Annotated in this window: 23 protein-coding genes; 6 read left to right on the top strand and 17 right to left on the bottom strand. The window is 41.7% G+C overall.

The annotated features are described in order from the left end of the window. Positions 1-145: 145 nt before the first annotated feature. The 4 genes from yedF to M1F03_RS03395 all read right to left on the bottom strand — a co-directional run bounded on the left by yedF (position 146) and on the right by M1F03_RS03395 (position 3456). Positions 146-385, bottom strand: coding sequence for a sulfurtransferase-like selenium metabolism protein YedF (gene yedF, locus M1F03_RS03410; protein WP_004926886.1), 240 nt, complete (start codon positions 383-385; stop codon positions 146-148). Beyond that, positions 382-1596 carry a selenium metabolism membrane protein YedE/FdhT gene (yedE, locus tag M1F03_RS03405; protein ID WP_251465266.1) on the bottom strand — a complete coding sequence of 405 codons (1215 nt, stop codon included), beginning with the start codon at positions 1594-1596 and terminating at the stop codon, positions 382-384. Before yedE ends, yedF begins: the two co-directional genes overlap by 4 nt. A gap of 1339 nt (positions 1597-2935) precedes the next feature. Further along, positions 2936-3223 (bottom strand): LysR substrate-binding domain-containing protein, encoded by a 288-nt coding sequence (locus M1F03_RS03400; RefSeq protein WP_336432972.1) that lies wholly within the window; start codon positions 3221-3223, stop codon positions 2936-2938. A 41-nt stretch (positions 3224-3264) separates the two neighbouring features. Further along, positions 3265-3456, bottom strand: coding sequence for a hypothetical protein (locus M1F03_RS03395; protein ID WP_163860696.1), 192 nt, complete (start codon positions 3454-3456; stop codon positions 3265-3267). Positions 3457-3970: 514 nt separating this feature from the next. Here M1F03_RS03395 and M1F03_RS03390 point away from each other — a divergent pair. Further along, positions 3971-4861, top strand: a complete 891-nt coding sequence (locus M1F03_RS03390) for an alpha/beta fold hydrolase (protein WP_163860695.1) — start codon at positions 3971-3973, stop codon at positions 4859-4861. A gap of 381 nt (positions 4862-5242) precedes the next feature. Here the strand turns inward: M1F03_RS03390 and exbD are convergent, their stop codons facing one another. After that, the gene (gene exbD, locus M1F03_RS03385; RefSeq protein WP_154622415.1) at positions 5243-5668 is read right to left on the bottom strand and encodes a TonB system transport protein ExbD; all 426 of its coding nucleotides are present in this window, start codon (positions 5666-5668) and stop codon (positions 5243-5245) included. Between the two features lie 5 nt (positions 5669-5673). After that, entirely contained in the window at positions 5674-6609 is a 936-nt protein-coding gene (gene exbB, locus M1F03_RS03380) for a tonB-system energizer ExbB (RefSeq protein WP_154622416.1), read from the bottom strand. A gap of 360 nt (positions 6610-6969) precedes the next feature. On the opposite strand from exbB, the gene metC reads away from it, so the two are divergent. Together metC and M1F03_RS03370 are read left to right on the top strand one after the other, a co-directional pair. After that, a complete protein-coding gene (gene metC / locus M1F03_RS03375) occupies positions 6970-8157 on the top strand; it encodes a cystathionine beta-lyase (protein WP_154622417.1) in 1188 nt (395 codons plus the stop codon). 167 nt (positions 8158-8324) lie between these two features. Then, entirely contained in the window at positions 8325-8996 is a 672-nt protein-coding gene (locus M1F03_RS03370) for a DedA family protein (RefSeq protein ID WP_318840080.1), read from the top strand. A 43-nt stretch (positions 8997-9039) separates the two neighbouring features. On the opposite strand, the gene M1F03_RS03365 is transcribed toward M1F03_RS03370, so the two are convergent. After that, on the bottom strand, positions 9040-10068 hold the full coding sequence (locus tag M1F03_RS03365; RefSeq protein ID WP_154622419.1) for a MerR family transcriptional regulator: 1029 nt from the start codon (positions 10066-10068) through the stop codon (positions 9040-9042). 171 nt (positions 10069-10239) lie between these two features. On the opposite strand from M1F03_RS03365, the gene M1F03_RS03360 reads away from it, so the two are divergent. Next, positions 10240-10641 (top strand): hypothetical protein, encoded by a 402-nt coding sequence (locus M1F03_RS03360; protein ID WP_154622420.1) that lies wholly within the window; start codon positions 10240-10242, stop codon positions 10639-10641. 66 nt (positions 10642-10707) lie between these two features. On the opposite strand, the gene carB is transcribed toward M1F03_RS03360, so the two are convergent. The 3 genes from carB to dapB form a co-directional block, all read right to left on the bottom strand. Further along, a complete protein-coding gene (carB, locus tag M1F03_RS03355) occupies positions 10708-13929 on the bottom strand; it encodes a carbamoyl-phosphate synthase large subunit (protein ID WP_154622421.1) in 3222 nt (1073 codons plus the stop codon). A 14-nt stretch (positions 13930-13943) separates the two neighbouring features. Then, a complete protein-coding gene (gene carA / locus M1F03_RS03350) occupies positions 13944-15107 on the bottom strand; it encodes a glutamine-hydrolyzing carbamoyl-phosphate synthase small subunit (RefSeq protein WP_154622422.1) in 1164 nt (387 codons plus the stop codon). 446 nt (positions 15108-15553) lie between these two features. Beyond that, positions 15554-16375 carry a 4-hydroxy-tetrahydrodipicolinate reductase gene (gene dapB, locus M1F03_RS03345; protein WP_154622423.1) on the bottom strand — a complete coding sequence of 274 codons (822 nt, stop codon included), beginning with the start codon at positions 16373-16375 and terminating at the stop codon, positions 15554-15556. Between the two features lie 298 nt (positions 16376-16673). Here dapB and M1F03_RS03340 point away from each other — a divergent pair, with 298 nt between their 5' ends. Beyond that, on the top strand, positions 16674-17696 hold the full coding sequence (locus M1F03_RS03340) for a TerC/Alx family metal homeostasis membrane protein (RefSeq protein WP_251465092.1): 1023 nt from the start codon (positions 16674-16676) through the stop codon (positions 17694-17696). A 70-nt stretch (positions 17697-17766) separates the two neighbouring features. Here the strand turns inward: M1F03_RS03340 and M1F03_RS03335 are convergent, their stop codons facing one another. From M1F03_RS03335 to ribF, 6 genes are all read right to left on the bottom strand, one after another. Beyond that, positions 17767-18426, bottom strand: coding sequence for an HAD family hydrolase (locus M1F03_RS03335; protein ID WP_247046870.1), 660 nt, complete (start codon positions 18424-18426; stop codon positions 17767-17769). A gap of 86 nt (positions 18427-18512) precedes the next feature. Beyond that, the gene (ispH, locus tag M1F03_RS03330) at positions 18513-19466 is read right to left on the bottom strand and encodes a 4-hydroxy-3-methylbut-2-enyl diphosphate reductase (RefSeq protein WP_154622425.1); all 954 of its coding nucleotides are present in this window, start codon (positions 19464-19466) and stop codon (positions 18513-18515) included. Continuing rightward, the gene (gene fkpB, locus M1F03_RS03325) at positions 19447-19917 is read right to left on the bottom strand and encodes an FKBP-type peptidyl-prolyl cis-trans isomerase (protein ID WP_154622426.1); all 471 of its coding nucleotides are present in this window, start codon (positions 19915-19917) and stop codon (positions 19447-19449) included. Before fkpB ends, ispH begins: the two co-directional genes overlap by 20 nt. A gap of 67 nt (positions 19918-19984) precedes the next feature. Further along, positions 19985-20485 (bottom strand): signal peptidase II, encoded by a 501-nt coding sequence (lspA, locus tag M1F03_RS03320; protein WP_154622427.1) that lies wholly within the window; start codon positions 20483-20485, stop codon positions 19985-19987. Next, the gene (gene ileS / locus M1F03_RS03315) at positions 20485-23295 is read right to left on the bottom strand and encodes an isoleucine--tRNA ligase (RefSeq protein WP_154622428.1); all 2811 of its coding nucleotides are present in this window, start codon (positions 23293-23295) and stop codon (positions 20485-20487) included. The genes lspA and ileS overlap by 1 nt, the downstream gene beginning before the upstream one ends. A gap of 28 nt (positions 23296-23323) precedes the next feature. After that, the gene (ribF, locus tag M1F03_RS03310; protein WP_163860689.1) at positions 23324-24262 is read right to left on the bottom strand and encodes a bifunctional riboflavin kinase/FAD synthetase; all 939 of its coding nucleotides are present in this window, start codon (positions 24260-24262) and stop codon (positions 23324-23326) included. Positions 24263-24863: 601 nt separating this feature from the next. Between ribF and rpsT the strand changes: the two genes are divergently transcribed. Continuing rightward, positions 24864-25124 carry a 30S ribosomal protein S20 gene (gene rpsT, locus M1F03_RS03305; RefSeq protein ID WP_154622430.1) on the top strand — a complete coding sequence of 87 codons (261 nt, stop codon included), beginning with the start codon at positions 24864-24866 and terminating at the stop codon, positions 25122-25124. Positions 25125-25176: 52 nt separating this feature from the next. On the opposite strand, the gene nhaR is transcribed toward rpsT, so the two are convergent. After that, positions 25177-26100, bottom strand: coding sequence for a transcriptional activator NhaR (gene nhaR / locus M1F03_RS03300; RefSeq protein ID WP_251465083.1), 924 nt, complete (start codon positions 26098-26100; stop codon positions 25177-25179). Position 26101: the final 1 nt, after the last annotated feature.

Below are 26101 nucleotides of genomic sequence, written 5' to 3'. Positions count from 1 at the left end.
GGGAGTCAAAAACTGAAGTCAGCAGTGCGAGGTCTCAATAATTCGCGTTGCAGCAAGGCCGCCTACCCATGGTAACCCTAGTCACACCTATAAATAGATGGCTAGGGTCACAAAGCAACCTACAACGCTGCAACTTGAAGTATGGCTATTTTTGGATTAAATAGCGAATAGTCGGTCCATCCTGTTGTATGTCCAGCACGGTATAACCATAATTTTTCGCATCTAAAGGAATATTATTGATGGATTGTGGGCAATCGCTGACCACTTCCAATATTTCCCCTTTTTTTAGCGATGGCATGGCTTCTAACGTCGCGACAGCTGGGTAGGGACAAGGTTCTCCCACCATATCTAATCGATAATCTGGAATGATTTCTTTATGGCTCATACAACCTCCGCTGATGCTGCAACCTGTTTTTGCTCGCGCTTACGGAAAAAGTACTTTTCCCACACCAGCATTAAGATAAACGCTATTGCTAATAATAAATAAGTCACCGCTAACCCACCTTGTGGGCCGAAGGTTTCCAATAGGTTCACTTTATCAAAGTCGGTTGCCAACCAAGGGCCTAAATCATCCCAATAGTAGGCAAGGATCGTGGCTCCGATTATGTTGCCAAAACCGACCCACCAATAGTGAACTTGTCCTTCAACGGCACGATACATCCATCCCGTTTCACACCCTCCTGCTAGCACGATACCGAATCCAAATAATAACCCACCGATGACGGCGTTAGGTCCTGCCCATAAAATTTTTGGCGTTGCACCTAATTGTACATAGCTAAAAATACCTATTGCACTTACGGCCATACCTATAATGATCGCCTTTGCCATATGGGTTCTTCCAGTGATCCATAAATCACGAAAAGCGGAAGTAAAACAAATTTGAGCTCGTTCAATCAGCAAACCAAAACCGATACCGCATAAGATAGCAATGCCTAATACAGGAGAATCCCATAAGGTATAGAAGCCCCATGCGATCGCTAAGGAAAAGATTATCATGCCTAACTTAAAGCGTTTTTTGGCAACATCTGCTCGCTGAGTGAGTGGTGAAGCAGCCGATACTTTTTTCAGATTAATGGGGATCCTAAACATTGGCATTAAAGTGAATTTCGCACCAAAGTAAGATCCTGCCGCCGTTGCAATGGCAAAATACCATGCATGCAGCGAGAACTGGGGAATGCCTGTAAAGAATGCGGCTAAATTACATCCCATTGCTAAACGTGCCCCAAAACCAGCAATGATGCCACCAATAATCGCTTGAAAAATACGAATACGATGTTGTGGCATACGTAATTTAACGTTATTTGCCCATAATGCTGCTGCAAAACAACCAGCAAACATCCCGATAATCATAACGCCATCGATTCTCTCTAATGGGCTACCCGATAAACCGATCACTTTAAAATATCCCCAGTTTTCAGGTTCGGCCCCGAATAACTGTAGAATATGTCCACCCCAACGGGTAAATTCACCTGTGACGGCCCAAAATGTTCCTGTTAATCCAAAGTAGTATGTCGATAAGATACCCGCAGCAATAACTGCCGGTAGAGGTTTCCAAAAACGGATGAGATAGTGAGATTTAAACTCAGACCAAGTCATTTTAACTTCCAAATCATTCGCGCCAGTACCTGGCAGAGAATTCCGCTGTTGTATTGTATGCACACTATCCCTTAAAGCTACGCCAGCAGCAGTAAGAAAATAACGCCTCGTCCCCACAGCAGATATGGATCACATCATACTCCGATAATTGAATTCGTGAAGTGATATGTTACAAATAATTTGCACTATTTATAGGCCTGCACGCGTTCGATTTTTGCGACTTGAAACCGCTTTTCAACAAGTGACATAGCGCTTTATGGACACGCCGATGCCATCGCCTTCAGTGAGTCATCAATATAGCAGACAACAGATTAATAATAGCTACCCTGTTGTTTTATATGTGTATTTTAAGAAAAAAAAAGCGTTATCAGAGATAACGCAGGAATGTGTAGTCTTATTTTATCTATAATAGAGGAGTATAATATGAAATTGCCGTGTTACCGGCGTTGCATGCTATGCGTAGTCTGAAGTCAGCCCATTTGACCTCAGTAATAACATTTATCTACTTAAAAAAACGATTCATTGATAAGTCAAAAAATAGTGCTATATAAATCATTTTTATAAACTCAAGATATCAATCTTATTTTATTTTTCCCTAGTTTGGCGAATAGAAATAAAAAAATTGAATCATGAAAAGTGTTTAAAAGTATTTCTAAATGTTATTGAAGGCATTATAACCCAACATAATTGTTGCGCAAGTGTTTTTTTCATTTAACTTAAATTTTGTGGAGGTCATATTTTTGATATTTAAATCAATAGGTTATATAAATTAATTTCAAAATAAAAAAATAAACATATATTTTTAAAAATAATTTACATAATTATCCATTTCTTGAAAATGTTACAAAGCTAATTATTCAATTAACTCTTCTTATATAGATAATAGTTTTAAATTTAATTGTTAGATTTATTTATCCATATATCATCATGTGCACAAATATTAATCTAATTTATTTTATTACTTATTCTACTTGATAACACTTGTCATGGATAAATATAGTGAATATCAAAAACAATAAGAGTAGATTTTTTTTAGTCATAAAAAACATAAGGTTACAATATTGCCATAAAGACTAATAATCAGCCAATAATAAAAACTTAAGTGTTATCACTTAAATTTAAACAAAGCTAAATAACCTCATAATAAAGATATAGTTTATTTTTAATAATCACTTAGTGAAAAATCGAACCAAAAAATGAGATTTAATACACAAAAAAAGACACTCATCTCAATATTTAACTTGTTATAAAGCCGGAGTATTAATTCAAAAAACTAATCGTTACTCGCAATACGTTATGCGTGTTAACAGAAAAAATAGCTTAGTTTTTTGCTCCTCTATCACTCCCAAATCGCTCTACCTTGCCAATACTCGTCAAATAATGATAAGAACTGGCTAACTTTGGGAGGCAGATAGCGCTTTGTGGGGTATAACGCACAAATAGGGGATTCAGGTTTGCAAAATTCGTTTAGAGCAGGAAGCAAACGCCCTTTTTTAATCTCCTCACTGGCAAGAAAAGCCCCTAGTTGGCAAATACCCTGTCCCTCAATCAAGGCAGATAAAATGGCCTCAGTATCATTTAAAACCAAACGACCTTTAGGCATATATGATTGTAAATTTGAATTAATTTTAAATTGCCATGGAACGTTATATCCCTTATGTCGAAAAATTAGTCAGTTATGGTATTTAATGGTTGTAAGTCCTCTGGCATACCATGTTCTTGTATGTAATGAGGTTTAGCACAAGTTATCAGACGATGCGGAGCGAGTACTTTTCTAACTAAACGATTGTCATCATTAAAATCGATATCGACCTCCACTTCTGCCCATCGTTCTAAATAACATCGCACTATTGGCATCATAAAACATTTTCCGAATGCAACAGGTACTGTCGACCTTAGTAACCCTTTTGGTCGCTGCTGCCCTTGACCCAATATATTTGTAATTTCGTGTAATATTTTAAGTCTGGAGGAGCAACAGTGATCATATGGGGTGTTGCTTATGGTGGTGTTTCCGCCACCTTAATGACATGGATGATAGTGCATAGTTTCACCCTATCGAAATTACAGGTTCCTTATACATTTCATTTTTTAATGTGGGTATTGCACTAGGTTCTGCTTTAGGCGGTGTCGTTGTTCTATTAAATAGCTTAGATACAAATCTTATTGTTTCTGCATTGTTATTCGTCAGCGTCCTTTTGATATTGCTAACTCACATCGTCAAAAAGGCCATTAACTAAAGATATTATCCTGATTTAAAAGGTGACTACGATAGAGTTTACCTTTAATTCTTGATAATCTTTACTCATTATTATGGCTAGTATTTTCAGTGAAATTACGGCATAAGCAGTACAAAATTCACAAAATTGGAAATAAAATGATAACAAACGCTGAAACAGTACTTTTTTATGATTCATTTGGCATTCCCAAAAACCCTGCTGTCGTACTAATTCCTGGTTTAGGGGGGCATAATATTAGCTGGACGGATGACTTTTGCCAGCAAGTTGCCGATGCGGGTTTTTATATCTTGCGTATTGATAATCGAGATGCCGGTTTATCCCCCCATTTGGATAACTTTCCCTCTATTAATCTCGGCGCACTCATTGAAAAAATGCAAAATAAGGAACAATTTGCTATTCCTTATACTTTGCTAGATATGGCTGAGGATATTGTCCAATTACTCAATAAGTTATCTATTAATAAAGCGCATATTATTGGACGCTCAATGGGAGGAATGATCGCGCAACTGGTTGCGGCTAAATACCCTGAACGTACATTATCCCTCTGCGCAATTATGTCATCAACAGGTAACCCAGAACTCCCACAAAGTGAGCCTGATGTCATGCAGATGCTCATTAGCCCAAGTGCCAACCCTCAAGAAAATTTAGACGCTTATTTATCTGGGCAACTGGCATTTTTCCAGCGGGTCAGTTCCTCGATCTGCCCATTCGATGAAAACTATTACCGTGACTATTTGCTACAGGCTCTGAAACGCAACTATTCACCTGAAGGCACTAAACGCCAAATTGTCGCGGTTGCTGTAACTGGCGATCTGCGACCTTATATTCAGCACATTGACACACCAACTTTAGTTATTCATGGCTCTATTGATCCGCTATTTCCGTTAGCTGCTGGCCAAGATATTGCTAATAATATTGCTAATGCAAAACTAGTCATTATTGAGGGTATGGGTCATGAAACGCCCCCTCTACTCAATCCAAAAATTGCGGATCTCATTATTGCTCATTTACATGAGGCAACGAATTAACTATCCAGTGTATAAATAAGGCTCTAACAGAGCCTTATTACCATTCCTCCTTCACCTTATTTCTTATACGGTAGGTAAATAGGATTGGTAGTTGCTAAGATAACAAGCAGTGGGTGAGTATCGTGATGTTGGATAAGGACTCGTTGTGAGCTTTAAGCTTAACCGTCATGTGATAGCTGATATGATAAAAACATCATACTGATAGCGCTGCCAACGGGTTAATAACCCTGTCAGATGCAAGCAGCACGTCAAAAATGACCATTACGCATAATGAAAATCAGTTTATGGTGTTCGCTTGATAGCACAAAGCGGGAAAATCACGTTTTCCCGCTTTGTTAGCAATCTCAGTTCATTGCATTTTGAAGGATGCCTACTCATTGATTATTTAGGAGATGCGGCTTCCATCCCAACTAAACCAATTTTCAGATACCCTGACTGACGTAATGCATTCATCACATCCATCATCGTTTCATAATCAACACTTTTATCCGCTTGGAAGAAGATCGTGGTTTCTTTATTCGCATTCGTTGCGATATCAAGTGATGATGCTAATTGCTCTTTGCTAACAGCTTGGTCACCAATAAATAGTTGGCTATCCGCTTTTACCGTGAGGAATACCGGTTTCTCTGGGCGTGGTTGCGGTTTCGCTGTCGAAGCAGGCAAGTCAACTTTGATATCTACTGTTGCTAGTGGTGCAGCAACCATGAAGATAATCAGCAGGACTAACATAACATCAATAAATGGTGTTACGTTAATCTCGTGCATTTCACCACTATCGTCTTGTTCGTCACCTAAACGCATTGCCATAATCGTTACCTTGCTTTGCTATTTGCCAGATCCAGATCGCGGCCTAAGAGTAGAGCAGCTTGTGCAGCTACATCACCAACTTGGCCACGGTAGTTATTAATCATTCTGGCGAAAATGTTATAAATAACAACCGCTGGAATTGCGGCGATCAAACCGATTGCTGTCGCTAATAGTGCTTCTGCAATCCCTGGAGCAACAACAGCGAGGTTAGTGGTTTGTGAGTGAGCGATACCAATGAAGCTGTTCATGATCCCCCAAACAGTACCAAACAGTCCAACAAAGGGTGAGATGGCCCCTATTGTTGCTAAATAACCATTCCCGCGTCCCATATGGCGGCTAACCGCCGCAATAGAACGCTCAAGGCGGAACCCTGTGCGCTCCTTAATTCCAGCGAGATCCGTGCTTTGAGCTGACAATGTTCTTTCTAGAACCGCTTGCTTAAGCAGGAAAAGTGTTACGCTGTTCGACTTAAAGTCTTTAGCAACACTCATTGCTTCATCTAAAGATTTCACTTCTCTTAACTGTTTTACTTCAGCTTTTAAACGACGACGTGCCGCCAGCAGTTCTATTCCTTTGGAAAAGAATAACGCCCATGTGATAACTGACGCTAATACCAAACCAATCATAACGGTTTTCACAACATTATCGGCGTTTTGGTACATTCCCCAAACTGATAAGTCTTTATCAAAACCACCTTGGTTATCCGTAGTAATTTCAACACTTTCACTCACGGTCGGTGTTGTTGTATTTTCTGCCGTAGCTGGATTTTGTGTTTCCGGTGCATTATTTGCTGGCGTTGAAGACGATGGATTCGTTGTCGCAGGCGCCGCAGCGGCTGGTGTCGTTTGGGCAGACGTTGGGGTTGTTGCTGGTGTGGTTTCAGCACTTGCTGTTCCCATCAGGCCTATCGCCAATAGAATAGAAGCTGTTAGTTTACGCATCAGTTGGCCTTATACTCTCTTTTTCTGTGTTCTATTAATAAATTCGTGCCGATGATTTCACGCTCACCGACTAACCTATAAAAGCGAAATTCACTCGCCCAATTGTTCTCTTTTTTCAAAAGACGGTGCAGATAATATCAAACACAGCGCGAATTGATAGTAATTATCATTACTATTCAATATTTTTTTCGTATTCTTTGTCCTTTCACAAAAAAGCCCTTAATAAGAACAAGACTATTACGCACTGACATGAAAAAAAATCCGATTCAGTCTTTACGCTTGTACATCTTCAACAAAATCATTTAAGTTCAATGAATCTTTTTAGTTTCCTATCGCTCAGTACAAGTTAAAGGACTCAATATGGCAAAGATTAGACCTGAAACACAACTCGTGCATCTAGGCAGAAATCCGACTTATACGCAAAAAGGGGTTAACCCTATTATTCAGCGTACTTCCTCCGTCATCTTCAATACACTTGAAGAAAAGCAGCACGCGACGCGCAATAGGGCAAAATCGGTGCTTTTCTATGGTCGTCGAGGCACACAAACTCACTTTGCCTTCCAAGAAGCTATGACTGAGCTAGAATGTGGTGCAGGTGCCGTGTTGTATCCTTCTGGTGCCGCGGCGATCAACAATGCGATCTTATCCTTTATCTCCTCAGGCGATCACATACTAGTGACGGGTTCTGCTTATGATCCAACACAAAACTTTTGTGATAAGATCCTCACTAAATTCAATGTTGATACAGACTATTTCGACCCTATGATCGGGGCGAATATCGCTGAACTCATTCGCCCTAATACACGCATTGTTTTTCTCGAAGCGCCAAGCTCTATTACGATGGAAATCCATGATCTTCCCGCTATCGTGAACGCAGTTCGCCAGAAATCATCGGATATTATTATTATGATTGATAATACTTGGGCTGCTGGCGTATTACTGAAACCGCTTTTGTTAGGCATCGATATCTCAATACAATCCGCCACTAAATACATCAATGGCCATTCTGATGGCATGTTAGGTGTTGCGGTTGCCAATGAACGCTGTATCGATACCTTACGTGAAAACTCCTATTTACTCGGGCAAACTGCTGACCCTGATACGGTGTATATGGCGGGTCGGGGCTTACATACATTAGCCACTCGGCTAAAACAACATGAGGCAAATGGTCTCGCTATCGCTCAGTGGCTAGAACAACAGCCAGAAGTTGATCGTGTTTTCCATCCTGCTCTGCCTTCTTGTCCTGGACACACCTTTTTTGTACGTGATTTTAATGGAAGTAATGGCTTATTCTCTTTTCAATTAAAATCACGTTTATCTCAAGAACAGTTCGAGAGCTTTTTGAATCATCTTAACCATTTTAAGATGGGTTATTCGTGGGGTGGCTATGAATCACTGATTCTCGGATATCAAAAAGAAGATTTACTCGGTATGCGCCAATATGATGTCAATTTCAATGAAGGAACATTGTTCCGTATTCATGTTGGCCTTGAGCATCCTCAAGATTTAATTGAAGACCTAAAAAAAGCGTTTGAACGTAGCCAATAACTATTTTTCACACTTTCATGATGCTTATTTCTACATGAAAGTGTGCATATTCAACGCGGTTATTTATCCACTAATCTGCTTAATTTAGTAAACAAATCAAACTGACTACGTTTTTTTCCTGTAATATAGAAAAGAATTCGCTTTTTCGCAGATAGACAGGAACTATTATGGAAGTACTACGCGAAATCGTACTGGCACTCTGGCATCACGATTTCCTTAAACTCTCCAATCCAGAAGTACTTTGGGTTATTTATACCGTTCTCTTCGTTGTCATTGTATTAGAAAATGGGGTACTCCCTGCCGCTTTTTTACCCGGTGACACCCTGTTAATTCTTTCGGGCGCCCTCATCGCAAAGGGTGTACTGCACTTTATTCCAACTGTTTTACTGCTCACAACAGCGGCAAGCCTCGGTTGCTGGCTCGGTTTTCTTCAAGGGCGATGGTTGAGTGAAACAAACGTTGTCAAACGTTGGTTATCGCAAATCCCTCAAGAATATCACCATAAAGCCAACCATATGTTTCATAAACAAGGGCTTTATGCTTTGCTGATTGGCCGATTTTTAGCTTTCGTGCGCACATTATTACCTGTATTAGCAGGGTTATCTGAGTTAAGCCATCGACGTTTTCAACTCTTTAATTGGCTAAGTGGATTGCTCTGGGTTGGTATTATTGTGACATTAGGCTATGTACTGAATCAGATCCCTTTTGTGAAACAACATGAGCAGATCGTTCTCAGTGCCCTCATGATCCTCCCTGTGTTTTTGTTGGTTGGCGGGCTCATTGGGTCAATTATGATGTATTGGAAACATCGTAAGGCCCTGAATAATAAGTCCGAATAATCAAAAAAACCGCCTCATCATGAGGCGGTAAATAATAAGAGGGTTATGCTTGAGTAAAAGAACGGGTTAAAGCCTCAAATAGGTACTGACCAATTTCAGGAGTCATCCAAGTTCCCTGTGAAATAACCGGATTTTCTCGATAGATTTGACGAATTTTCTCCTGTAGTTCAGGATCTCCTCCCGTAAATTGGTTAAACATCGTTAGCCATGTTTGTGCCAATGCCTGTACTTCTGGCGATTCTGGCGATATTCCTGCGTGTTTCGCAGTATATAGTCCAGCGATCAGCTCAGGCCATACTTTTCCTGATTCGAAATAATGTTCTTTCACAAAAGCAAATTGTGATGCTGTCAGATAAGGTTTAAAAATAGCCAACTGATGCTCACTAAAGCCTTTCGCGACATAGTCAATCATCTCTTCAGTAATACCGGATGACGCTGCAAATTCATTATCGGATAAATGAATTTTATTCAATCTTGCAAAAAACTCAGGGTTACCCCCAGTATCACGTTCTAGGGCAACCATCCACTCTGCTGATATTTGGCGTACTTGTTCAGAATCAACGGCAACACCTTCTTGCATAAGGCTTTTAACGGTTGCTACACGTTGCTGCCACGCTTGATTTTTTAGCGTCTGATCCGTATACAGAGGCATTTGTTCTAACTCTTTCGGTGTAAAATATTTGTCGTACATAGACATCATCTCCAAAATAGAAAACCAATCAGCCTGAGTGAGCACATTACCTGTCCGCATTTGTAATTGCAGTTGCTCTAGTCGATAGCGTAACTTCTCTGCCTGTTTTATTTGTTCAGAAAGAGAGCAAATACGCTCCTGAAGCATTTGCGCCATATCCCCACTCTGGCCATCTAAGATCTCACCGATGTCTTTAAGTTTAACGCCCACCTGCCTTAACATTTGAATTTGCGTCAAACGTTCGAGACACTGTACGTTATAGAGTCGATAACCCGCATCGGTTCTCGCAGTTGGAACTAATAATCCTATTTCTTCATAATGATGAAGCGTGCGAATGGTTAGCCCAGTTTTTTGTGCAATTTCACCCACTTGAAATAGCATATCAATCCTCCTGTGATGGATGTGCAGGTTAGTGCCTCACGTAACGTGAGAGTCAATCTTTTTTGAAAATAATTTTATCTGTTGGTGTATTTGGGATTCTCTTTATCTTCACAAACGCACTGATTATAATTTCTGCCAAATGACCCACATTGAATAATAATGGTGAAATTAATGAGCCTGAAAGCAATATTGATAGGATTGCTTTTACTACCTTCTACGCTGGTATTCGCAAATACTCTAGAGACGGGAGAACCAAGCACGCCAGGGTATGAGAAAGCAGAAGAAGCGAAAGCTTGCATTGACCAATACGCTTTTACGATCGCAAGTCACTACAATCAACCTGCCAACCAAATCGCCGAGGCCGCACTGGGCTATTGTGATAATAAAATAGAATCATTTCGCCAATATAACCGAGAAATGAGTGTCGCTAATATCCCACAAAATGACCTACGAGAGTTATCGCTACGAGGCGCTGCGCTCTATGCCGCTGACCAACAATTCCATGATCTCAAGCTTTCATGGATAAAAGATATTGAATACAAAATATTAAAGCACAGAAACGCGACACAATAACGTTATACCAACAACAAAAAAGCCCTGTCACTTCAAGTACAGGGCTTTAAACTAAGTTGATTCGTCTTATTTAATCAACGCGTGCATTTCCTGAACTGAGATAACTTTCTCTGTAGGGTCAGCACTTAACGACATGGTTGTTGCAAAACCACCGTTTAACGTTGTGTCATAATGCACTTTATATTGTAATGCGCTACGACGGATTAATTTAGAATCTTCAATCGCTTGTCGGCCAGCCGTGGTGTTAACAATATAATCATATTCGCCATTTTTGATACGGTCTTGAATATGTGGGCGACCTTCATGTACTTTATTTACCAAGCGTGGATTAATGCCCGCTTCCCCTAATACAATCGCTGTACCGTGAGTTGCATCGAGCTCAAAACCATGCTTCAGCAATTTAGCGGCTAAATCCACCACGCGAGTTTTGTCACCTTCACGAACGGATAACAATGCGCGACCTGATTTTTTCATCGTTGAGTTACTGCCTAACATCGCTTTAGCAAAGGCTTCCGCAAATGTACGACCAACCCCCATGACTTCACCCGTTGAACGCATCTCTGGCCCTAAAATAGGATCCACGCCTTGGAATTTATTGAAAGGTAAAACCACTTCTTTCACTGAATAGTAAGGAGGAATAATCTCTTTAGTCACACCTTGCTCTGTGAGTGATTGTCCAACCATGACACGAGCAGCCACTTTTGCCAAAGGAACGCCCGTCGCTTTAGATACAAACGGTACGGTTCGAGCAGCACGAGGGTTAACTTCTATTAGATAGACTTCGTTATTTTTGACTGCAAACTGTACGTTCATCAAACCACGAACACGCAATTCAAAGGCTAGGCTGCGTACTTGCTCACGCATCACATCTTGAATTTCTTGACTTAACGTATAAGCAGGTAGTGAACATGCGGAATCACCAGAGTGAACACCCGCTTGTTCGATATGCTCCATGATGCCGCCAATCAAAACGGTTTCGCCATCACAAATTGCATCGACATCGACTTCGACCGCATCATCAAGGAAACGGTCAAGTAACACAGGTGCATCGTTAGAAACGCTAACCGCCGTTTGGAAGTAACGACGTAAATCCGATTCATCATAAACAATTTCCATTGCACGACCACCGAGGACATAAGATGGGCGTACCACCAGCGGATAACCGATACCTGCTGCTTTTTCAATTGCTTGTTCGATCGTCACAACGGTCGCATTTTGCGGCTGTTTCAGATTCAAACGGTTAACGGCTTGCTGGAAACGTTCACGGTCTTCTGCTCGGTCAATCGCGTCTGGACTTGTTCCAATTACAGGGACACCAGCCGCTTCTAACGCACGAGCCAGTTTGAGTGGCGTTTGTCCACCATACTGAACAATCACCCCTTTAGGCTGTTCAATACGGACAATTTCCAGCACATCTTCTAATGTGACAGGCTCAAAATACAAGCGGTCTGACGTATCGTAGTCCGTTGAAACAGTTTCCGGATTACAGTTAACCATAATGGTTTCATAACCATCTTCACGCAGTGCTAATGAAGCATGAACACAGCAGTAGTCGAACTCAATCCCTTGACCAATCCTATTTGGACCGCCCCCCAGCACCATCACTTTTGGCTTATCTGTGTTCGGGTTCGATTCACACTCATCTTCATACGTGGAGTACATATAAGCTGTGTCGGTCGCAAACTCAGCCGCACAGGTATCCACACGCTTATAAACAGGATGTAGGCCATAACCTTGGCGTAATTTGCGTAATTCTGCTTCAGAGACACCAACCAGTTTCGCTAGTCGAGCATCCGCAAAACCTTTACGTTTAAGCACACGTAAAAAGTCTTTATTCAGCCCATTCACGCCTTGTTCGGTGACTTGTTCTTCTAAGCGAACCAACTCTTCGATTTGGACTAAGAACCAGCGGTCGATATTGGTTAAATTAAAGATCCCATCAACAGAAAGACCTGCGCGGAAGGCATCTGCAATATACCAAATACGCTCAGCGCCGGCGTCTTTCAGTTCACGACGAATACGTGTTAACGCTTCTGGGTCATCTTGACTGACTTTGGGATCAAAGCCCGTCGCACCGACTTCAAGGCCACGCAACGCTTTTTGCATAGACTCTTGGAATGTGCGTCCAATTGCCATGACCTCACCGACTGATTTCATCTGCGTTGTCAGACGGTCATTGGTACCCGCAAATTTTTCAAAATTAAAGCGAGGTATTTTTGTCACAACATAGTCAATAGAAGGTTCGAATGATGCCGGTGTACGGCCACCAGTAATATCATTCATGAGTTCATCGAGAGTATAGCCAACCGCAAGTTTGGCTGCGATTTTCGCGATAGGAAAACCTGTCGCCTTAGAAGCCAATGCAGAAGAACGTGACACACGAGGGTTCATTTCAATAACAATCAAGCGACCATTTTTGGGATTGACAGAGAACTGAACGTTAGATCCCCCTGTTTCAACACCAATTTCACGCAACACTGCCATCGATGCATCACGCATGATTTGGTATTCTTTATCCGTTAGCGTCTGTGCTGGTGCAACGGTAATTGAGTCACCGGTATGGATCCCCATTGCATCAAAGTTTTCAATCGAACAAACAATAATGCAGTTATCATTTTTATCACGTACAACTTCCATTTCGTACTCTTTCCAGCCAATCAGCGATTCATCAATGAGTAGCTCATTGGTTGGTGAGAGATCAAGACCACGCGTACAGATTTCTTCGAATTCTTCACGGTTGTAGGCAATCCCTCCACCGGTTCCCCCCATCGTAAATGAAGGACGAATAATACAAGGGAATCCGACATCTTCAGCCACTGCATAGGCTTCTTCCATATTGTGTGCGATACCTGAACGCGCCGTCTCTAAGCCAATTTTTTTCATTGCCTTATCAAAACGTTGGCGATCTTCCGCCTTATCAATCGCGTCCGCGGTTGCACCAATCATTGTCACACCGAACTCTTCTAATACACCTTTGCGCTCAAGCTCAAGTGCACAGTTAAGCGCCGTTTGCCCGCCCATAGTAGGCAAGACAGCATCAGGGCGTTCCTTTTCGATGATCTTACGCACAACTTCCCAATGAATCGGCTCAATATAGGTTGCATCGGCCATTTCAGGGTCAGTCATGATGGTGGCAGGGTTTGAGTTGACTAAAATCACGCGATAGCCTTCTTCGCGTAGTGCTTTACACGCTTGTGCACCTGAATAGTCAAATTCACATGCTTGGCCGATAACAATCGGGCCAGCCCCTAGAATCAGAATACTTTTTATATCTGTACGTTTTGGCATTTTTCTGCTCCCGATTATTTTGCGTTATGACGAGGTTGGTTCTGGCGATATTCATGAATCAATTCAATGAAGTGATCGAACAATTTAGCCGCATCATGAGGACCAGAACTTGCTTCAGGGTGCCCTTGGAAGCTGAAAGCAGGCTTATCTGTACGATGAATACCTTGCAGAGTGCCATCAAACAATGACTTGTGTGTCACGCGTAATGTATCGGGTAATGTTGACTCATCAACGGCAAAACCGTGGTTTTGCGCCGTGATCATCACGACATTCTGATCTAAATCTTTAACAGGATGGTTAGCACCGTGATGACCAAACTTCATTTTCATGGTACTTGCACCGCTCGCAAGCGCCAGTAACTGATGTCCTAAGCAGATACCGAAAACAGGTATTTCTGTGTTTAAGAAATCTTGAATCGCTTTGATAGCATAATCACAAGGCGCAGGGTCACCAGGTCCATTTGATAAGAAAATACCATCTGGATCCATCGCTAATACAACATCCGCTGGAGTTGTTGCTGGCACGACAGTCAATCGACAACCGCGGTCAACTAGCATACGTAAAATATTACGCTTAGCCCCGAAATCATAGGCAACAACATGCAATGGCAGCTCATCTTCACTTTTTGCACTGAGTTGCCCGTCTTTTAACGTCCAAGAGCCTTGAGTCCAGCTGTAAGCCTCTTTGGTACAGACTTCTTTTGCTAAATCTAAACCGTTTAAACCCGAAAATGCGCGAGCTTTTTCTAATGCCAGTGCCGCATCAGGGTTATCCCCCGCGATAATACAGCCGTTTTGAGCACCTTTCTCTCTGAGTAAACGTGTCAGTTTACGCGTATCAATATCGGCAATCGCAACGACATTATGACGTTTCAGGTATTCTGATAGGCCTTCCTGACCGCGAAAGTTACTGTAAACCAATGGCAGATCACGAATTATCAAACCTTGTGCATGAACTTCTGGGGATTCTTCGTCATCGGCATTAGTGCCGACATTACCAATATGGGGATAGGTGAGAGTAACAATTTGGCGGGAATAGGAAGGGTCGGTAATTATTTCTTGATATCCGGTCATTGACGTATTGAAAACGACTTCTCCAACAGCGGCCCCTTCAGCACCAATGGCGCGCCCGTGGAATTCGGTTCCGTCTTCGAGAACCAGTATAGCTGACTTAATCAAAACACCCTCCAGGGAATAATAAATCACAATTAGTGCATATTAATTCAGATTTGAGGATCTAAATCAATGCCAAAATGCGTTTTTAAGCAAATTTTTGGCAAATTGCGCGCATTCTAATGATGAGATGGAGTCTTGTCTAGAAAAAAACACATTTTTTTCATTTTTTTCTTACTTTTTTGCTTATCAGCCTGATTTTTACTGGAATGAGCATTAAAACCAGCAGCCATAATAACAACGTAAACGGTTGCAAACTAAATTAACTGAATAAGTTATGGTAATACTGAAAGAAAGATAATAAAAGTTTATTTTTTAAACAAAAGACAGAAATTCAGGTAGGAAAACAGAGATAAATTTAACAAATAAAATAAAATGGAATCATAGATTGCAAATCATAATATATCTAACAATAACATCATGATTTGCAATCAATACATATCAATATAAAACTACAAATCTTCCAAGTTAAGCACATCTTTCATGTTATATAACCCTGATTTTTGAGACACTACCCACCCAGAAGCTCTAATTGCCCCATTAGCAAAAGTCATTCGACTGGATGCCTTGTGAGTAATCTCCACACGCTCGCCAATATCTGCAAACATTGCAGTATGTTCTCCAACAATATCTCCCGCACGCACGGTCGCAAAACCAATTGTTCCTGCTTCACGTTCACCTGTATAGCCTTCTCGGGTATACACAGCACAATCCTTAAGGTCTTTACCCAGTGCGGTAGCGATCGATTCCCCCATTGCGAGTGCAGTCCCTGAAGGAGCATCAACTTTGTGTCGATGATGCGCTTCTATAATTTCAATATCGGTGTAATCTCCCATCACTTTCGCCGCTTTTTCTAGCAATTTCAGCACTAAGTTAACCCCAACACTAAAGTTTGCGGCAAAAACAATAGGGATAGATTTAGCGGCATCTGCTATCGCTTGTTTACCCTGTTCATCAAACCCCGTAGTCCCTATTACCATGGCTTTTTGATGTGTGCGACAAAATGCCAAATAACACAATGTTCCTTCAGGGCGAGTGAAATCAATCACAACATCAAAATCATTGACCACTTTATCCAAGCTATCAACAACAGAGATACCCAATTTACCCACTCCCGCGAGTTCACCCGCATCGGTTCCAATCAAAGATGAACCTTCTCGCTCAATTGCAGCACCTAACTGTATCCCCTCTTGATTCTGTGCAGCTTGAATCAGCTGGCGTCCCATACGCCCACCTGCACCAACAATTGCAACTCGTACCGTCGAATGCGTCATTTCATATCCTTTTTAGCCGTTTCGCTGTGATTGTATGGCTCGATAAGCCATCGCATCTTCTCACAGCATGGTCATTTGAAAAATCATTGTGACATAGCTTAACGAGCCTCTTGATACTGTGCTAGTTCTAATCATGAATTATTAACAAAAGCGTATAACAACGAGAAATTATCAGAAAAAGTTGTCACTCCTGTTTCGGCAAGACATGCTAAAAATGTGAGCTAGATAGAAAAATGGTTGTGCATCTTGTCATAACAGGATTAAGCTTATTAAGTATTACCATTGTTTAGGGATTATTATGGTTTCCACACATATTGGCTTTCCCACAGAAACCGTTACGGTCTTTGTGATATTAGCCATCGCAGCGATTGCGATCGATTTATTCATGCACCGTTCCGACCGCCCCATTACACTCAAAAATGCCATTTTCTGGTCCCTTTTTTGGATTCTGATTGCGATGGCTTTTGCAGCATTCTTATATTTTCATCATGGCTCAGAAACCGCTAGTTTATTTATTACCGGCTACGTACTAGAAAAAGTCCTTTCTATAGATAACTTATTTTTAATGATGGCTATCTTTTCATGGTTCTCGGTACCAGATCATTATCGACATCGCATTTTGTACTGGGGAGTTATCGGGGCAATGGTCTTTCGAGGTATTTTTGTCGCCATCGGTACAGGACTTCTCAGCTTAGGGCCTTATGTTGAAATGATTTTTGCACTCGTTGTTGCATGGTCAGCTGTAATGATGCTAAAAAATCAAAAAGTGGAAGAGAAGATCGAAGATTACTCCCAACATCTTGCCTATCGTTTGGTTAAACGCTTTTTTCCTTTATGGCCTAAAATTCAAGGGCATGCTTTTTTACTCACCCAAAAAGAGGTCGATGCTGAGCTCAGTAAACCTGAAAATAAAGACATCATGATAGGGAGAAACAGTAAAGCAACCTATTACGCGACTCCACTACTGTTGTGTGTCGCGATTATTGAATTATCGGATGTCATGTTTGCCTTTGATTCTGTGCCTGCAATTATTGCAGTCAGCCGTGAGCCATTAATTGTTTACAGCGCGATGATGTTTGCCATACTCGGTCTACGTACACTCTATTTTGTGCTTGAAGCACTAAAACAATATTTGGTCTATCTCGAAAAAGCCGTTGTCATACTGCTGTTTTTTATCGCAATTAAACTGGGCTTAAATGCAACAGATCACTTGTGGCAGCATGGCTATAGCATTTCAACAAACATGAGTTTATGGGTTGTGCTTGGTGTGTTAGCGTTAGGCGTGATGGCCAGTGTGCTATTTCCAAAGAAGAAACTCTAGTGTAATCACTTTGAAGCAAAATTATCAGCCTGTTGAAAATGACTTCTCAATAGGCTGGTAAGTAGTGCCATTAATCTTTCGCGACTACCTGTCGGTGCTTGTAGTGATAATGCTTTTTATGGAAATGACGCCAATGCGCATCTTGTGCCGCTTGCAGTAACTCAAAATCCCCACGAGTATCCCCCCAAGCGCGTAAATGATACTGGGTTAAATCACCATACACTTGTTCTAAGCGTTTAACTTTTTGTTCTCGACGACAGTTTTGTCCAACAAGATTACCGGTTAATTTCCCATCGACAATTTCAAGTTCGGTACTAATCAGTTTTATTCCCAGTCTTCTGGCAAAAGGTTTAAGCACCAAAGAAGGGGAGGCAGAACAAATCGTCACCTCAGCACCGCTCTCTACTTCAGCGGCAACACCTAACACCCCTTCAGGGCGCATTAATTTAGGCCAATAAATTTCACAAAATTGCTCTGCTTTTTCTCTCAGCCATTTTTCATCAACCCCAGTCAGAAAGGTTTTAATTAGCACTTCTTTTAATTCATCACGGGTAAGCTTTCTTCTCGCGCATTGCAGAGTCGGTAAAACTAATTTAATAATCTTGCGAGAAAAACGGTATTTGCCAAAAACAAACTTCAAAAATGGGATAAAACTATCGTGGTACGTTAATGTGCCATCGAAATCAAAAACAGAGAGTACATTAACTGAATGGTCGGTATTATTAGACACGACTGAAGACTCCAAAACGATGCCTTCCTCTGAGCTGCTTTCAATCAGCAGATCAGAGGTATTATTAGTCGCTAAGGTCACTCGCCTTAGCTAATTTGTTTGACTTCAACACGTAGCTCTTTAGGCACTTCAAACACGATGTTTTCTTCACGGCCTTGTAGTTCCACTACCTCATTCGCACCAAGTTCTTGAAGCTTATCGATAACCTGACGAACTAGAATATCCGGCGCCGAAGCTCCCGCTGTTAAACCGATAATATTTTTATCAGATAGCCACTCAGTTTTAATATCTTCTGCGCCATCAATTAGATAAGCCGGCTTTTTCATCCGAGAGGCTAACTCTGCCAAGCGGTTTGAGTTCGATGAGTTTTTCGAGCCAACAACCAGCACAATGTCAGCACGTTCGGCAAGTTCACGGGCGGCTTCTTGTCGGTTAGTTGTCGCATAGCAAATATCATCTTTACGTGGTCCAACAATACTTGGAAAACGTTGTGTTAAAGCATCAATAACATCTGAGGTATCATCAACAGAAAGCGTTGTTTGCGTCATAAAACACAAGTTGTTTTCATCTTTCACTTGTAGTTTCCAAACATCTTCTGGGCACTCAACAAGGTACATTCCACCTTCAGGGTTGTTATACTGCCCCATGGTACCTTCAACTTCAGGATGACCTGCATGACCAATCAAGATGGCTTCTTTGCCTTTTCGGCTCGCACGCGCTACTTCCATATGCACTTTCGTGACCAATGGGCAGGTAGCATCAAATAGCATCGTTAAATCACGTGAACGTGCTTCTTGGCGGATCGCTTGTGAAACACCGTGAGCGGAAAAAATAAGGATAGAACCATCGGGTACTTCAGAGATCTCTTCAATAAAAATAGCACCGCGCTGACGTAGATCATCCACCACATAACGGTTATGAACCACTTCATGACGTACATAAATAGGGGCACCATAAAGCTCAAGTGCTCTTTCTACAATACTGATTGCGCGGTCTACCCCTGCACAAAAGCCACGAGGGTTAGCCATTAATATTTGCATTTTGACTCTCCAATTGCGGGTCAATTTCAAGTACTTCAATATCAAAAGTGATTTCTTGCTCTGCTAACGGGTGATTAAAATCAATAGTGACTGACTCACCTTCTATTGATTTTACTACCCCTGGCATTTCACTGCCATTCATTGCAGAAAAAAGCATAATAGTCCCTATCTCAGGTATCCCTGTTTCAGTGAAATCACGTAATGAAAAGTATTGAATTAAATCAGGATTATGCTTACCGAATACGGTATCTCCTGGCAAAGAAAAACTTTTCTTCTCACCGACATTTAGCCCCAATAGCTGCGCTTCTAACTCAGGAGAAAGCGAGCCATTACCTAAACTAAATAATGCAGGTTTCCCCTGACTAAGTGAAGAATCCGCCGTTGAACCATCTTCTAATTTCAAGGTGAAATGCAGTAATACGGCACTGTGCGGTTGTACCTGAGTAGACATAAATCGAACCTATTTTGCTATGATAAAAATCAGCCCGGCAAAACCGGGCTGAGGGTTATTATATCAGTTAATTTGCTTTCTTTTTGTCCTTATCCGGTAAGAAACCCTCTAAGATCACTAAAGCAGCACCAATACAAATCGCAATATCTGCAAGGTTGAATGTTGGGTAATGCCAATTACCAATATAAAAATCAATATAATCGACAACGAAACCGTGCATCAACCGGTCACTAAGATTACCAATTGCTCCACTAATAATTAGCGCATACGCAATATTGCTTAAGCGTTTTTGCGCACTTTGGCGATACATCATCACCATTAGGATGATAGATATCGCGATGGCTACCCCAGCAAAAAACCAGCGTTGCCAGCCGCCCTCATCAGCGAGAAAGCTAAATGCAGCACCGAAGTTCTGTGCATACATTAAATTGAGATAAGGCATGACTGGATGCGCATCATACAGCGTCATCTCTTTCAAGACTAACTGTTTGATGCCTAAATCCAATGCTATCAATACAACGGTTAACCACAGCCAGCGCAATCCAGTAGAACAAATAGGTTTCTTCATTATGCAAATTTACGTATTTCACCGTTTCCGGCTACGTTAGTGACACAGCGACCACACAGTTCAGGGTGATCCGCAACGGAACCTACATCATTAGCATAATGCCAACAGCGAGGACATTTCTCACCGGAAGCTTTGCTAAAGCCAATTTTTAAACCACTCAGTTCAGACGCCTGTGCATCCGCTGGCGCTGACGCAATATCAACAACGGAAGCTTGAGAGGTCAAAAGAACAAAGCGTAATTCATCTGATAAACTGTTCAGTTTAGCGGCTAGATCTTTATCTGCATACAAGACAACAGAGGCTTCTAACGAACCACCAATGTGTTTATCCGCACGAGCTTGTTCAAGAACTTTGTTCACTTCACCACGAACAGCGAGCAATTCAGCCCAGAAGTCATCGTTCATCTCTTCAGATGCCGCTAAGCCAAACAAGGCATCATACCATTCTTCAGTTAATACAAACTTAGCACGCTCACCCGGCAATTCGTTCCATATTTCATCCGCGGTGAAAGAAAGCACAGGTGCAATCCAACGAACAAGCGCTTCCGCAATATGGAATAGTGCAGTTTGGCAGCTACGACGCGCTAAGCTGTCACTTTTCGCAGTATATTGGCGATCTTTAATGATATCCAGATAGAAAGAGCCCATTTCGATAGAACAGAAATGCATTAAACGCTGAATGACGGATAAGAAATCATATTCATCATACGCTTTTGTGATCTCTTTTTGTGCTTCTAGCGCACGTCCCACCGCCCATCTATCCAACGTCACCATCTCTTCAGGCTTCACCATATCCGTTTCAGGATTAAAGCCATTTAAGTTAGCAAGTAAGAAGCGCGCGGTGTTACGAATACGGCGGTAAGAATCAGCGGCACGTTTTAAGATTTCATCAGACACTGCAATTTCACCAGTGTAATCTGTTGATGCTACCCATAAACGTAAAATATCCGCACCCAGTTTATTCATCACATCCTGTGGACTGATCGTATTGCCCAAAGATTTGGACATCTTACGGCCTTGACCATCGACAGTAAAACCATGCGTCAGTACTTGACGATAAGGTGCTTTACCTTTCATCGCTGTTGACAGCATTAATGACGACATAAACCAGCCACGATGTTGGTCTGAACCTTCAAGGTACATGTCGGCTGAGTTACCATGATACTCTGGGCGCGCATCCACAACGGCAAAGTGGGTCGACCCTGAGTCAAACCATACGTCTAATGTGTCTGGCACTTTACGGTAGATTTCAGCTTCATCACCTAATAGTTCTGCTGGATCCAGATCCCACCATGCTTGGATACCATCCACTTCAACACGTTTAGCGACTTCTTCCATCAACTCCAACGTGCGAGGATGTAACTCTTCAGTGTCTTTATGCACGAACAGCGACATCGGGGTACCCCAAGTACGCTGACGAGAGATACACCAGTCAGGGCGATTTTCAACCATGGCTTCAATACGTGCACGACCCCAACCAGGGATCCACTGAACGATATCAATCTCTTTTAATGATTGCTCACGTAAACCGTTTTTATCCATGCCAATAAACCATTGTGGTGTAGCACGGAAAATAACCGGCGTTTTGTGACGCCAGCAGCATGGATAGCTATGTGAAATTGCTTGCTTATACAGCAATGCGCCTTTTTCTTTGAGTAATTCAACAATGACATCGTTAGCCTTGAAGATGAACACACCATCTAATGTTGGGTATGTGTTCGCAAGGAAGCAACCATCTGGACCGACTGGGTTCGCCGTTTCTAGACCATATTTTTGACCGACGACATAGTCTTCAGGACCATGTCCCGGCGCAGTATGTACTGCCCCTGTACCTGCATCTAAGGTTACGTGATCACCTAAGATAGCAGGAACATCAAAGCCCATAAATGGATGCTGGAAGCGCAATAATTCAAGGGCACTACCTTCACATTCACCCAGCACCTTCCAAGACTCAATGCCCGCTGTTTTCATGACATCTTCAACGAGATCAGCAGCAAGGATAACTACTTCGCCATTGGCTTCAACCAACTGGTATTTAAACTCAGGGTTCAGTGAGATAGCGCGGTTCGCGGGTAACGTCCAAGGCGTTGTTGTCCAAATAACTAACGCTGGCGTTTTATCGCCCGCCACACCGAATTTTTCGTACACCGCATGACTATCTATCGCAGGGAAGCGCACAAAGATAGAGGGTGACGTTTTATCATAGTATTCCACTTCTGCTTCGGCGAGTGAAGAACCACAAGCTGTACACCAGTGAACAGGTTTTGCCCCTTTCACTAGATGACCATTCGCGATAGTTTTCCCTAAGGCTCTGATAATGTTTGCTTCTGTTTTGAAGTCCATCGTCAGATACGGCTTATCCCACTCACCCAAAACACCAAGGCGAATAAAGTCAGCTTTTTGGCCTTCAATTTGCTCTTTCGCATATTGACGGCATTGTGCGCGAAATTCAGCGGCGGAAACTTTTTCCCCTGGCTTACCGACTATTTGCTCAACTTTATGTTCAATAGGTAAACCATGGCAATCCCAACCAGGGATGTATGGGGAATCATATCCCGCCAACCCTTTGGATTTAATAATAATGTCTTTGAGAATTTTGTTAACTGAGTGACCAATATGAATACTACCGTTAGCATACGGAGGGCCATCATGCAAAATAAACGTTTTCTTACCTAATTTTGCCTGACGGATAGCTTGATACAAACCTTCTTTGTACCAACGTTCTAACATTTGTGGTTCGCGTTTAGCGAGATCGCCACGCATTGGAAACCCTGTTTCTGGTAGATTCAGGGTATTTTTATAGTCACTCATCGATTCTCAGTTCCATTTTTCCGCTAAATTATCTGACATTCGTTGCAGCTAAGTAATCTCTAGCCACAATCACATCTTTAGCAATTTGCTCCTTAAGCGCGTCTAATGAAGCAAACCGCTGTTCGTCACGTAACTTCTTACGTAACACGACATCAATATGACGTCCATATAAATCCATATTGGCATCAATTAGATGAACTTCTAATTGTTGGCCTTTACCAGATACTGTTGGTCTAGTACCAATATTTGCCACGCCGGGTAGAGGCTTCTCCCCTAAACCATAAACTTCTACAGCATACACACCCGTCACTGGTGTGACTAATCGTTTTAACGGCAAATTAGCCGTCGGGAAACCAATAGTACGCCCAAGTTGATTTCCATGAACAACGCGTCCACTGATACGATATGGGTGGCCTAATAACGTTTCCGCTAATGCCAGATCGTTATCTTGTATTGCTTTGCGAATCGCAGTACTACTGATACGTAGCCCTGAATCACAAAAACTTTCAGTATCCGCGACTTCAAATCCATACTGATTGCCTGCTTGCTGTAGGAAAGCAAAATCTCCCATGCGATTCTTGCCAAAACGAAAATCATCGCCAATAGCGAGATATTTCACGCCCAGTTTTTTTACCAGTAACTCTGCAACAAACTCATCGGGTGTTAAAGAGGCAAAGTGTTGATTGAACTCAACACATAGTAGGTAGTCAATCCCACTATCAGCCAAGTATTTCACTTTATCTCGTAAACGAGTCAGACGAGCAGGTGCTTTGTCACCGATAAAAAACTCAAGAGGTTGTGGTTCAAAAATCATCACAACAGTGGGTAACCCCAACTGCTCACCTTTTTGCTTCAAATTTTGAAGTAAAGCCTGATGCCCACGATGGACACCATCAAAATTACCAATAGTCAGCACGCAACCATGATGGTGCGCCCGGATATTTTGTATACCGCGAATTAGCTCCATAACAGGCTCAATACCGAGGAAATTGCTGGATTATACCTTGTACGACGCTTAAGGTTAACCCAAGTTCGTAAAAGGTTGCATTCAATCGCCATTTTTTGATCAAAATATCACTTAAAGGGAGCTTTTGGCCCAGATAAACCGTACTGCTTAATGACTTTTAACTGGTCAAAATTCTCTATCGCGAATATAAAGATCAAAATATAGGGATAACCAATGGATTATCAATACAACAAAATTGCGCTGAGGTCTCGAAAAATCGTAAATTTTTCTGACTTTCGTACAGACTTATGCAACCTATTGTTATCAATGGATAACAAATAACCAATTTTTGGTCAATAATCATACCCACCGCTATTATCTTCACCTCAAAAATTTTTTCAGTAAAAATTTTTTTTATTATGTGTCATCAAATACGCTTTTTTTCGTGTGAAGATCTGTATTCCTCTAGCATTTGCTGGTAGAATCTTGCACCATTCACAACCGCACATGCGTCGATGTACACGACGTTTATTTGCACAAATCCATTGACAAATGAAGGCCGAAAGGGCATATTCCTCGACCTTTGAATTGTCCTCAATAGAATACATTTGGGAGTTGGACCTTGGCTAATATCAAATCAGCTAAGAAACGCGCTATACAATCTGAGAAACGTCGTCAGCATAACGCTAGCCGTCGTTCTATGGTGCGTACTTTTATCAAGAAAGTTTACTTTGCGATCGCAGCTGGCGATAAAGAAGCAGCTCAGAAAGCATTCAATGACATGCAACCTATTGTTGATCGTCACGCCACTAAAGGCCTGATCCACAAAAATAAAGCTGCTCGTCATAAAGCTAACTTAGCAGCTCAAATCAAAGCGATGTAATATTGCTTCTTGATTAGCTAAAAAAACCGGCTCTTGCCGGTTTTTTTGTCTGTCATACTTTTTTCTCAAGTTTATCAAATGGCGCTGAGAATAAATTGGAAAAATCTTTATTACAGACACGCTGAACGGCTGGATGTTGGATCATACGTTCTGCAAAAATCACAAAATACTCTTCTTTAACGCTATCTAACCTGCCTAGTTCGATAACATCCTCACCTTCCAAAATATCCGCGGCATATAATGATGGCGCCACAAAGATTGCATTATGAGACACACCAAAGGCTTTCATTAACGCAGCATCATCAAATTCACCCAGTACTTCAACTTGCAAATTCTTATTACGGATCCAAGTCAATAAGTGGCGTCCCAACATTGAACGGCGACCCGGTATTAATAAACGACGTTCTTCTAGACATTCAGGAAAAGGTTTCTTAGGTATGGGTTGACGGCAGAAGAAACTGACGCTGCATTCACCTAACTTCACAGAAAATAAGCCTTCCTGCTGTGATGAGTCCACTGGACAATCCGATAAAATCATATCCAGTTTATGGTGGCTCAGTTGTTCGAGTAACATTTCGTGCGTCGATTCAAAACAGCGTAGATGAATCTGTTCATGTTCAACGACAGCAGTTTCTAAAACGCGACTGACTAATTGTTTTGATAACGCATCGGCAACGCCAACATCAAACAAAAGGTTTGATTCTCGACTGTAGTTAACTATGTCAAGCATCTCTTGGCTTAACATAAACATTTTATCTGCGTAGCGAAAAATGAGTTGCCCAAGCTCCGATGGAACTAATCCACGCCCTTGACGCTTAAATAACTTGCCACCTAATCGTTCTTCTAATGCTTTTATCTGTCCGGTAATCGTTTGAGGCGTTAAATACAGCGCTTCGGCTGCCCCAACGACAGAACCTTCTTTACATACATGCCAAAAATAATAAAGATGATTAAAATTAAGATGTGAAACCCGCATA

The sequence above is a fragment of the Providencia sp. PROV080 genome, from assembly GCF_033688105.1.
In the GTDB taxonomy this organism is placed as follows: Bacteria; Pseudomonadota; Gammaproteobacteria; order Enterobacterales; family Enterobacteriaceae; genus Providencia; species Providencia zhejiangensis.
The sequence above is the reverse complement of the archived record's forward strand: the minus strand, read 5'-3'. Positions and strand labels throughout refer to the sequence as shown.

What these genes read in the sequence shown, in the direction of transcription:
- yedF (WP_004926886.1), bottom strand. Translation starts at nt 385, where the DNA reads ATGAGCCATAAAGAAATCATTCCAGATTATCGATTAGATATGGTGGGA.
- yedE (WP_251465266.1), bottom strand. Translation starts at nt 1,596, where the DNA reads ATGACTTGGTCTGAGTTTAAATCTCACTATCTCATCCGTTTTTGGAAA.
- M1F03_RS03395 (WP_163860696.1), bottom strand. Translation starts at nt 3,456, where the DNA reads ATGATGCCAATAGTGCGATGTTATTTAGAACGATGGGCAGAAGTGGAG.
- M1F03_RS03390 (WP_163860695.1), top strand. Translation starts at nt 3,971, where the DNA reads ATGATAACAAACGCTGAAACAGTACTTTTTTATGATTCATTTGGCATT.
- exbD (WP_154622415.1), bottom strand. Translation starts at nt 5,668, where the DNA reads ATGGCAATGCGTTTAGGTGACGAACAAGACGATAGTGGTGAAATGCAC.
- exbB (WP_154622416.1), bottom strand. Translation starts at nt 6,609, where the DNA reads ATGCGTAAACTAACAGCTTCTATTCTATTGGCGATAGGCCTGATGGGA.
- metC (WP_154622417.1), top strand. Translation starts at nt 6,970, where the DNA reads ATGGCAAAGATTAGACCTGAAACACAACTCGTGCATCTAGGCAGAAAT.
- M1F03_RS03370 (WP_318840080.1), top strand. Translation starts at nt 8,325, where the DNA reads ATGGAAGTACTACGCGAAATCGTACTGGCACTCTGGCATCACGATTTC.
- M1F03_RS03365 (WP_154622419.1), bottom strand. Translation starts at nt 10,068, where the DNA reads ATGCTATTTCAAGTGGGTGAAATTGCACAAAAAACTGGGCTAACCATT.
- M1F03_RS03360 (WP_154622420.1), top strand. Translation starts at nt 10,240, where the DNA reads ATGAGCCTGAAAGCAATATTGATAGGATTGCTTTTACTACCTTCTACG.
- carB (WP_154622421.1), bottom strand. Translation starts at nt 13,929, where the DNA reads ATGCCAAAACGTACAGATATAAAAAGTATTCTGATTCTAGGGGCTGGC.
- dapB (WP_154622423.1), bottom strand. Translation starts at nt 16,375, where the DNA reads ATGACGCATTCGACGGTACGAGTTGCAATTGTTGGTGCAGGTGGGCGT.
- M1F03_RS03340 (WP_251465092.1), top strand. Translation starts at nt 16,674, where the DNA reads ATGGTTTCCACACATATTGGCTTTCCCACAGAAACCGTTACGGTCTTT.
- ispH (WP_154622425.1), bottom strand. Translation starts at nt 19,466, where the DNA reads ATGCAAATATTAATGGCTAACCCTCGTGGCTTTTGTGCAGGGGTAGAC.
- fkpB (WP_154622426.1), bottom strand. Translation starts at nt 19,917, where the DNA reads ATGTCTACTCAGGTACAACCGCACAGTGCCGTATTACTGCATTTCACC.
- lspA (WP_154622427.1), bottom strand. Translation starts at nt 20,485, where the DNA reads ATGAAGAAACCTATTTGTTCTACTGGATTGCGCTGGCTGTGGTTAACC.
- ileS (WP_154622428.1), bottom strand. Translation starts at nt 23,295, where the DNA reads ATGAGTGACTATAAAAATACCCTGAATCTACCAGAAACAGGGTTTCCA.
- ribF (WP_163860689.1), bottom strand. Translation starts at nt 24,262, where the DNA reads ATGGAGCTAATTCGCGGTATACAAAATATCCGGGCGCACCATCATGGT.
- nhaR (WP_251465083.1), bottom strand. Translation starts at nt 26,100, where the DNA reads ATGCGGGTTTCACATCTTAATTTTAATCATCTTTATTATTTTTGGCAT.